The sequence below is a fragment of the uncultured Intestinimonas sp. genome, assembly GCF_944387245.1.
In the GTDB taxonomy this organism is placed as follows: Bacteria; Bacillota; Clostridia; order Oscillospirales; family Oscillospiraceae; genus Intestinimonas.
Map to the genome: position 1 here is coordinate 1 of NZ_CALXEE010000092.1, position 7212 is coordinate 7212.

The 7212-nt window shown below is 62.9% G+C and carries 6 protein-coding genes and 1 pseudogene; 4 read left to right on the plus strand and 3 right to left on the minus strand.

Annotated elements, in window-relative coordinates; all coding sequences use genetic code 11:
• Nucleotides 1-28: 28 nt before the first annotated feature.
• Both Q0K15_RS10005 and Q0K15_RS10010 read right to left on the minus strand, forming a co-directional pair.
• Nucleotides 29-625, minus strand: a complete 597-nt coding sequence (locus Q0K15_RS10005) for a metallophosphoesterase (RefSeq protein ID WP_294515705.1) — start codon at nucleotides 623-625, stop codon at nucleotides 29-31.
• A 57-nt stretch (nucleotides 626-682) separates the two neighbouring features.
• Nucleotides 683-2614 (minus strand): BMP family ABC transporter substrate-binding protein, encoded by a 1932-nt coding sequence (locus Q0K15_RS10010; RefSeq protein ID WP_294515706.1) that lies wholly within the window; start codon nucleotides 2612-2614, stop codon nucleotides 683-685.
• A gap of 617 nt (nucleotides 2615-3231) precedes the next feature.
• On the opposite strand from Q0K15_RS10010, the gene Q0K15_RS10015 reads away from it, so the two are divergent.
• Complete coding sequence (locus Q0K15_RS10015; protein ID WP_294515707.1) at nucleotides 3232-3654, plus strand: hypothetical protein; 423 nt, start codon at nucleotides 3232-3234, stop codon at nucleotides 3652-3654.
• Nucleotides 3600-4079: a LuxR C-terminal-related transcriptional regulator gene (locus Q0K15_RS10020; protein WP_294515708.1), complete on the plus strand. Its 480-nt coding sequence runs from the start codon at nucleotides 3600-3602 to the stop codon at nucleotides 4077-4079. Before Q0K15_RS10015 ends, Q0K15_RS10020 begins: the two co-directional genes overlap by 55 nt.
• Before the next feature lie 73 nt (nucleotides 4080-4152).
• Here the strand turns inward: Q0K15_RS10020 and Q0K15_RS10025 are convergent, their stop codons facing one another.
• Nucleotides 4153-5013, minus strand: coding sequence for a LysR family transcriptional regulator (locus Q0K15_RS10025; protein ID WP_294515709.1), 861 nt, complete (start codon nucleotides 5011-5013; stop codon nucleotides 4153-4155).
• 119 nt (nucleotides 5014-5132) lie between these two features.
• On the opposite strand from Q0K15_RS10025, the pseudogene Q0K15_RS10030 reads away from it, so the two are divergent.
• Nucleotides 5133-6163: pseudogene (locus tag Q0K15_RS10030) on the plus strand (YeiH family protein).
• 60 nt (nucleotides 6164-6223) lie between these two features.
• Nucleotides 6224-7120 carry an FAD-dependent oxidoreductase gene (locus Q0K15_RS10035; protein WP_294515710.1) on the plus strand — a complete coding sequence of 299 codons (897 nt, stop codon included), beginning with the start codon at nucleotides 6224-6226 and terminating at the stop codon, nucleotides 7118-7120.
• Nucleotides 7121-7212 lie beyond the last annotated feature (92 nt).

Consider the following 7212-nt stretch of genomic DNA (forward strand, 5'->3'; position numbering starts at 1 on the left):
CGGAGCTATGCTCCGGCCGCTTTTGGCTTTACTCAGGAATCTCCAGGATATAGTGATGGTAGGCGTTGATGATGGCGGTGTTTCCCCGTTGGGTGCGGCGGGGGAGGCCGGCGCCGTAGTTGAGATGGACGTGTCCATGGATGAAATAGGAGGGGCTGTACCGGTCCAGCAGGTCCACAAAGCACTGAAAGCCCCGATGGGGGAGGCTCTCCAGATCGTGAATGTGTCGGGCTGGGGCGTGGGTGAGGAGGATATCGAAACCCTGGTGCCGCCAGAGCTGGAGGCGCAGCCGGGCGATGCGCCAGCGCATCTGCTCCTCGGTGTACATGTTGCCGCCGGACCGGTAGCGGAGGGAGCCGCCCAGGCCCAGAATGCGCAGGCCGCCGCAGACCACGATCCGGTCCTCGGCGCAGAGGCATCCCTCCGGGGGGTGCTCCTCCAGCCGGTCGTCGTGGTTGCCCCGGACGTAGACCACGGGACAGCGGGCCAGGGTGCCCAGAAACTCCAGGTACTCACGGCGCAGGTCGCCGCAGGAGAGGATCAGGTCAAAACCCTCCAGCCGACCGGGGGCATAGTGGTCATAGTAGAAGGGGGACTCCTCGTCCGATACTGTCAGGATACGCACAGCCTTTTCTTCCTCCAGTCGGAGAGCCGGACGCCCCATTGCGCCGGGGGAGAGACGTCAGCTCCGTTTTTCCTTGGTGGCGTCCACGCCCACGATGCCCACGGTGGCCTTGCCGGTGTCGCTGAGCTCGTCGTAGGCGGGGAGGGAACCCACCACATTTTCCGCCAGCCAGTCCATGGTGATGATGGACTCCACGTCCAGGATGTCGCCCTCGGCGACCTGCTTGCGGCCGTCCTGGTCGTAAATGGGGCCGCGGAAGGGATGGCAGCTACCGCTGCGGATGCCGTCCCGCAGCAGGTCGGCCAGTTTTCGCGTGCTGTCGGGCAGGCGGAAGGAACAGTTCAGGTCCACCACGCCGGAGGAGAGACCCCAGTAGTAGTTGAGGGCCTTGTGGCTCTCCTGATACTCCACCTGGAAGGAGCGGTCCCGGATGCGGCGGAGGATGGCCTCGTAGTAGACGCTCCATTTCCAGACGGGCAGGGCCAGATTGACCTGGTGGTCGGCCTCGATGAGGGAGAGGCCGAAGCTGTGTCCAGGGGCGCTGCGCCGGGCCAGGTCCTGGGCGGAGATGAGGCGGATGCCCTTTTCGGTGAGGCGCTGGGCGGCGGTCTTGGCGTCCTCAACGGAGGACCACTCCAGATGGACCCGGGCCAGAGGGTTGGTGAGCTGCACGCCCAGGGCGAAGGCGTTGATGCCCGCCACCTGGCCGTAGATGGGATAGTCACAGATATAGCCCACCGGGTCGTTCCCGGCCAGGGCGCCGGCGATGGCGCCGGTGATGAATTTCACCTCATACATCCGGGCGTAGTAGGTGCGGATGTAGCGGTGGGAGGTGTTGAGGGAGCAGTTGAGGATGATGACGTCAGGGTGGTCCACGGCCGCCCGCAGGCTGGCGGGCAGGAGGAGGGGAGAGGTGGTGAAGATCACGTTGCTGCCGTCAGCGATGACCTCCTGGAGGGTATCCAGCGGGTCGTGCTCCATGGCGTTGAACCGGGCGGTGGTCTCCAGGCCGCCGCCAAAGACCCTTTCCAGATGCTGCCGGCCCAGTTCGTGGCCGTAGGTCCAGTTGGAGTGCTCAGGGTCCTTGTCGTGGACGAAGGCGGCCCGGAGGACTTTCTGCTCTCCCTTGGGCAGGAACCAGGAGAGGAGGCTGGGGCTCTTCTTCTCCGTCTCCGGGGGAGAGAGTTTGACGTCGATGGGTTCCTCCTCCTGCTGAAGGGTGATCTCCTCCCAGACCTTGACCACCGCGGTCTGGATCTCCTGGGCGCTCTTGCCCCGCAGGGCATCGTAGCCGTAGATTTTGAGGAAAGCCAGCAGGGCGTCCCCCACGGTGGAGGTGAGCCGGTCGCCGCCCTGGGCGTCGTAGGCCTGGTGGAAGCAGTAATAGGCGGTGGTAAAATCCCGGCGCTCCTCTTCGCTCCAGGCCTGGCCGGGCAGCTTTCCCAGCAGCTCCTGGAGCTTGGTATAGCTGCCCGGCTTGGAGAACTCCAGAAAATTGATCCGGCTGTACTGATAGAAGTCCACGAACTCGTAGTAGAGCTCGATCTCCCGGCTGCCGTCCCGGCGGGGGAGGATACGGGTGACCTGTGCGCTGACGCTGTTGGCGTCAAAGAACTTCAGCACGCTGACCCGCTTGTGGCCCTCCTCCACGTAGAAGCGGTTCCGGTACTCCCACACCTTGATGGGGTCCCAGATCCCCTCCTCCAGGTGGGCCTGACACAGCCGCTGCCACTTCCCGGCAAACTCCGTATTGGGGCTCATGAGGGGCATGAAGCTGCGGGAAAAGGACTGGGTACGGCCCAGGGACTTGGTGCCCACCACGAACTCCAGGGGGATCAGGACGGTCCCCAGGTTGGTGGTGTGGCCCGGCTGCTCCTCCCCCACGATCTCAGACAGGGCGGGCAGGTAGGGGTATTCTCCTCTGGCCGTGCAGGCCCGGAACTCCTTCTGCCCCCGCTTGAGGGCGTCGTAATAATACAGGTTTGGCACGGAAGGTCCTCCTCTCCGAACGTCCTGTCCGTAGGATACGCACCAGGCGGATGGCTATGCTTTCCACATTTGAGCGTTGACCATAGCATATCACAGATCCGAAAAAAATCCAGCCGCAATCCGCCAATTTTCTCCAAAAGGAACATGGTCTGAACCGGCCGCATCGGTGGTTATGACCTTGAAACGCCGGAGAAAAGCGCATATAATGATAACAATTAGATGAACATATTTACAGATGGAAGGACGCTATGGAGTATATTACCGTACACGAAGCAGCCCAGAAATGGAAGATATCCGAGCGGCTCACCCAACAGTATTGTACAGAGGGACGCGTCCAAGGAGCGGAGAAATTCGGCGGTGTCTGGGCCATCCCGGCTGACGCCAAAAAGCCGGAGGACTCACGGCGGGGGCGAAAGCCAGCCGAGCTGAAACCGCCGGCACCGCAGTCTGCCCCCAGCGTTCCGACCGCCCATCTGATCCCTATGCCGCTCATGAATTCGCCGTTCGCACCGGGACATTGTCTGGAATATGTTGAGGGGATCGAGGATGTCCGCCTGCGGGATATTGCCCGGGCTGAGTACAACTATTTCAGCGGCCGCCCGGAGGAGGCCGCCCAGATGGCGGAGCTCTACCTCTCCTATCCGGACCTCTCCCTGCGGCTGTCGGCCTGTCTGATCTACGCCTATTCCAACCTCTCCATCGGGCAGATCCAGCGGGCGCGGTACGCCCTGACGGAGGTGCGGAACACACTGAAGGACGCAGATGAGAGCATGCCTCCCCAACTGCGGGCGGCCGCCTTTTTTACCGTCACTACCGCCGCCGTCCTGCTCCACCTGCCGCTGCCGGAGGGGATCGGGCACCTTCAGGACTATCTGCGGCTCCTGCCGCCGGGGCTCAGGATGTTTGCCCTCTATGTCCAGGCCCACTACACCTATCTACAGGGGGATTATGGAAAGAGCATCGGCATCGTGGAGACCGCCCTGGCATGCAGACAGAGGTCTTTCCCATCCCCTCCATCTACCTGCACCTGGCGGCCGTGATGGACTACATGAGTCTGAAGCAGCCGGAGAAGGCCCAGACCCACCTGATGGCCGCCTGGGAACTGGCCCGCCCGGACGATCTGATCGAGGGCTTTGGAGAGCACCACGGTCTGTTGGGCGGGATGCTGGAGGCGGTGCTGAAGAAGGACTACCCAGAGGATTTCAAACGGATCATCGCCATCACCTATCGTTTTTCCGCCGGGTGGCGCAGGGTCCACAACCCGGTCACGGGCCACGATGTGGCCGATAACCTGACCACCACCGAATTTGCGACGGCTATGCTGGCGGCCAGAGGCTGGACCAACCAGGAGATCGCCGACCACATGGGCATCTCCCCCAATACGGTCAAGCAGTATATCTCCACCACCCTGCAAAAGCTGAACATCCGGCAGCGGAAGGACTTGAAAAAGTACATGCTGCTCTGAAAACGATGCCCGCGGGATTCCGCGGGCATCGTTTTCTTGTGCAGAGCAGGTTATGGCTGTGGGGAGGCGCCTGTTATTCCATCCAGTCCGCCCAGGATTGGGCGAAGAGGTTGTCCTTCAGGCAGACGAAGCAGAAGGAGCCGCTCATGAGGGTCTCGGCCAGGTCAAACCGGGCCAGGGTGCCCTGGGCCAGCTCCCGCTCCACCACCGGAGCGTACAGGAAGGAAACCCCCAGACCGTCAGCCACCAGGGACTTGATGGTGGAGAAGTCGCTGATGGTGGCCACGCTGGGGAAGCTGCGGAGGGTGCGGTTCTGGCGGCGCAGGGCCTCCTCGAAGATGGCCCGGGTGCCGGAGCCGGTTTCCCGGATGAGGAGCCGTTCACCTTCCAGCTCCTCCATAGCCACGGTCCGGCCGGCCAGCCGGTGCCCGGGAGAGCAGACGCCGAAGAAGGCCTCCTGCCGGCAGAGCCGGGTCTCGTAGCGGCTGCGCTCGAAGAAGCCTTCCACCAGCGCAAAGTCCAGCCGACCGGCCTCCAGGGCCCGCAGGAGGACCTGGGTGTTGTCCACCATCAGGGAAAAGGAGGCCTCCGGGTGGTCCCGGAGGAAGCGCTCCACCTTGGGGGCGATGACGAACTCGCCGATGGTTTTGGAGGCGCCCACTCGCAGGGAGACGGGGGCGGCCACCGCCATGGCGGCCTCGATTTTTTGGCTGTTGTAGGCCAGGGAGCGGGTGTACTCCCGCAGGCGCACTCCGGCGTCGGTCAGCCGCAGCACCTTCCCCTCGTAGGAGAAGAGCCGACAGCCGTAATGGTCCTCCAGATAGTGGATGTGGTGGGTCACCGCCGGCTGGGTCAGACAGAGCCGCTCCGCCGCCCGGGTGTAGTTCATGGTCTCGCACAGCACGAGGAAGGTGTTCCAGCGGGGGTCCAGCATGAGGCATCACCTATTACATAGATTTATAGCAGCATAAGGATTCTTCATTTTATTTTATCGTGCATCTGGACTATAATCGAGAGCACCGAGCGGAATATTGAGAAAAGAGAGAGAATCCTATGAATGCTGTCAAACGAATCTGGCCGGGCCTGCTGCTCTGCCTCATCCTGTCTATCCCGGGCTATCTGCTGGGCCACCTCTTCCCCGTGGTGGGGGGACCGGTGTTCGCCATCCTGATCGGCATGGTGGTCTCCACGGGCCTGCACGACCGGGAACGCTTCCAGGCGGGCATCGCCTTCACCTCAAAAAAATCCTCCAGTACGCGGTCATCCTGCTGGGCTTCGGTCTGAACCTGTCGGAGATCGCCAAGGTGGGCGTCACGTCCCTGCCCATCATCTGTACCACCATTACCGTCTCCCTGGTCATCGCCTTCCTGATCCGGAAGGGCCTGCGCATGCCCAACAACATCTCCGTGCTGGTGGGGGTGGGCTCCTCCATCTGCGGCGGCTCGGCCATTGCCGCCACCGCCCCTGTCATCGGCGCCGACGACGAGGAGATCGCCCAGTCCATCTCGGTGATCTTCCTCTTCAACATCCTGGCGGCCCTCTTTTTCCCCACCCTGGGGGGCATGATGGGGATGAGCAACGAGGGCTTCGGCCTCTTCGCCGGAACGGCCATCAACGACACCTCCTCGGTGACAGCGGCCGCCGCCACCTGGGATACCCTCCACGGCACCAACGGCGCGGTGCTGGAGTACGCCACCATCGTCAAGCTGACCCGTACCCTGGCCATCATCCCCATCACCCTGGCTCTGGCCTTCTGGCGGACCTGGCAGGTCAAACGGGGCGGCAGCGTCTCCAACGGCTCCTTTGAGCTGAAGAAGATCTTCCCCTTCTTTATCCTGTTCTTTGTCCTGGCCTCCATCATCACCACGGTCTCTACTGTGGCAGGAGCCGACCCGGCCCTGTTCCAGCCCTTCAAGGCCCTCTCCAAGTATTTCATCATCCTGGCCATGGCGGCCATCGGCCTCAATACCGACCTGGTCAAGCTGGTCAAGACCGGCGGCAAGCCCATCTTCATGGGGGTGTGCTGCTGGGCGGGCATCACCTTCGCCAGCCTGGCCATGCAGCACCTCATGGGTCTGCTGTAAAATCGTCCATTTGGGAAAACTGATTGTGATATCCGTTATGTGAAAGGAAGGAATTGCGTCATGTACGACATCATCATCATCGGGGCCGGCCCTGCCGGCATCAGCGCGGGCATCTATGCGGTGAGCCGGGGGAAAAAGACCCTGGTGCTGGAGAAGGCCCAGGTGGGCGGCATCATCGGCAAGGTGTCCACCGTCACCCACTACACTGCCATCCAGGCCAAGGAGACCGGCGCCACCTTCGCCGGGCGCATGGAGGAGCAGGCCCGGGGAGCCGGGGTGGAGATCGCCCATGAGACGGTCACCGGCGTGACCCTGGCCGGAGAGGTCAAAAAGGTCTGCACCGACAAGGGCGCCTATGAGGCCAAGCGGGTCATCCTGGCCAACGGCGGCTCCCCCCGCAAGCTGGGCATCCCCGGTGAGGCGGAGCTGGCCGGCAAGGGTATGGGCATGAACGCCGCCCGGGACGGCGCGTCCTACGCCGGAAAGAATATTTATGTGGTGGGCGGCGCCGACGGCGCAGTGAAGGAGGCGCTGTACCTGGCCAACTTCGCCAAGCAGCTGACCATCATCCACTTTGAGGACCAGCTGGGCTGCATCCCCGAGTTCCGGGAGAAGGTGGCCGCCGCCGGCAACATCGCCCTCCGGCTGGGTTCCCGGCTCCACGGGGTCTACGGCAATGATCAGGTGGAGCGGCTGGAGATCGCCAGCGAGAAGGACGGCAGCATCGAGACCATTGAGGACCCGGGCTGCGGCATCTTCGTGTACGCCGGCGTGACCCCCAACACCGAGCTCTACACCGAACTGACCCTGGAGGGCGGATATATCCCCACCAATGAGAAGATGGAGACCGCCATCCCTGGCGTCTATGCCGCCGGCGACATCCGGGTGAAGCAGGTCCGCCAGGTGGCCACCGCCGTGGCCGACGGCGCCATTGCGGCCATCAACGCCGCCCTGTAATACAGCGAAAAATCGGAAGCGTGCCCTTAGTCGTCCAGACGGGGCACGCTATGTAGAAAAACAGCGGCGCAGGTTTTGCCTGCGCCGCTGTT

Coding starts and splice junctions, on each gene's coding strand:
- Q0K15_RS10015 (WP_294515707.1), top strand. CDS start 3,232: ATGGCGGAGCTCTACCTCTCCTATCCGGACCTCTCCCTGCGGCTGTCG.
- Q0K15_RS10035 (WP_294515710.1), top strand. CDS start 6,224: ATGTACGACATCATCATCATCGGGGCCGGCCCTGCCGGCATCAGCGCG.
- Q0K15_RS10020 (WP_294515708.1), top strand. CDS start 3,600: ATGCAGACAGAGGTCTTTCCCATCCCCTCCATCTACCTGCACCTGGCG.
- Q0K15_RS10025 (WP_294515709.1), bottom strand. CDS start 5,013: ATGCTGGACCCCCGCTGGAACACCTTCCTCGTGCTGTGCGAGACCATG.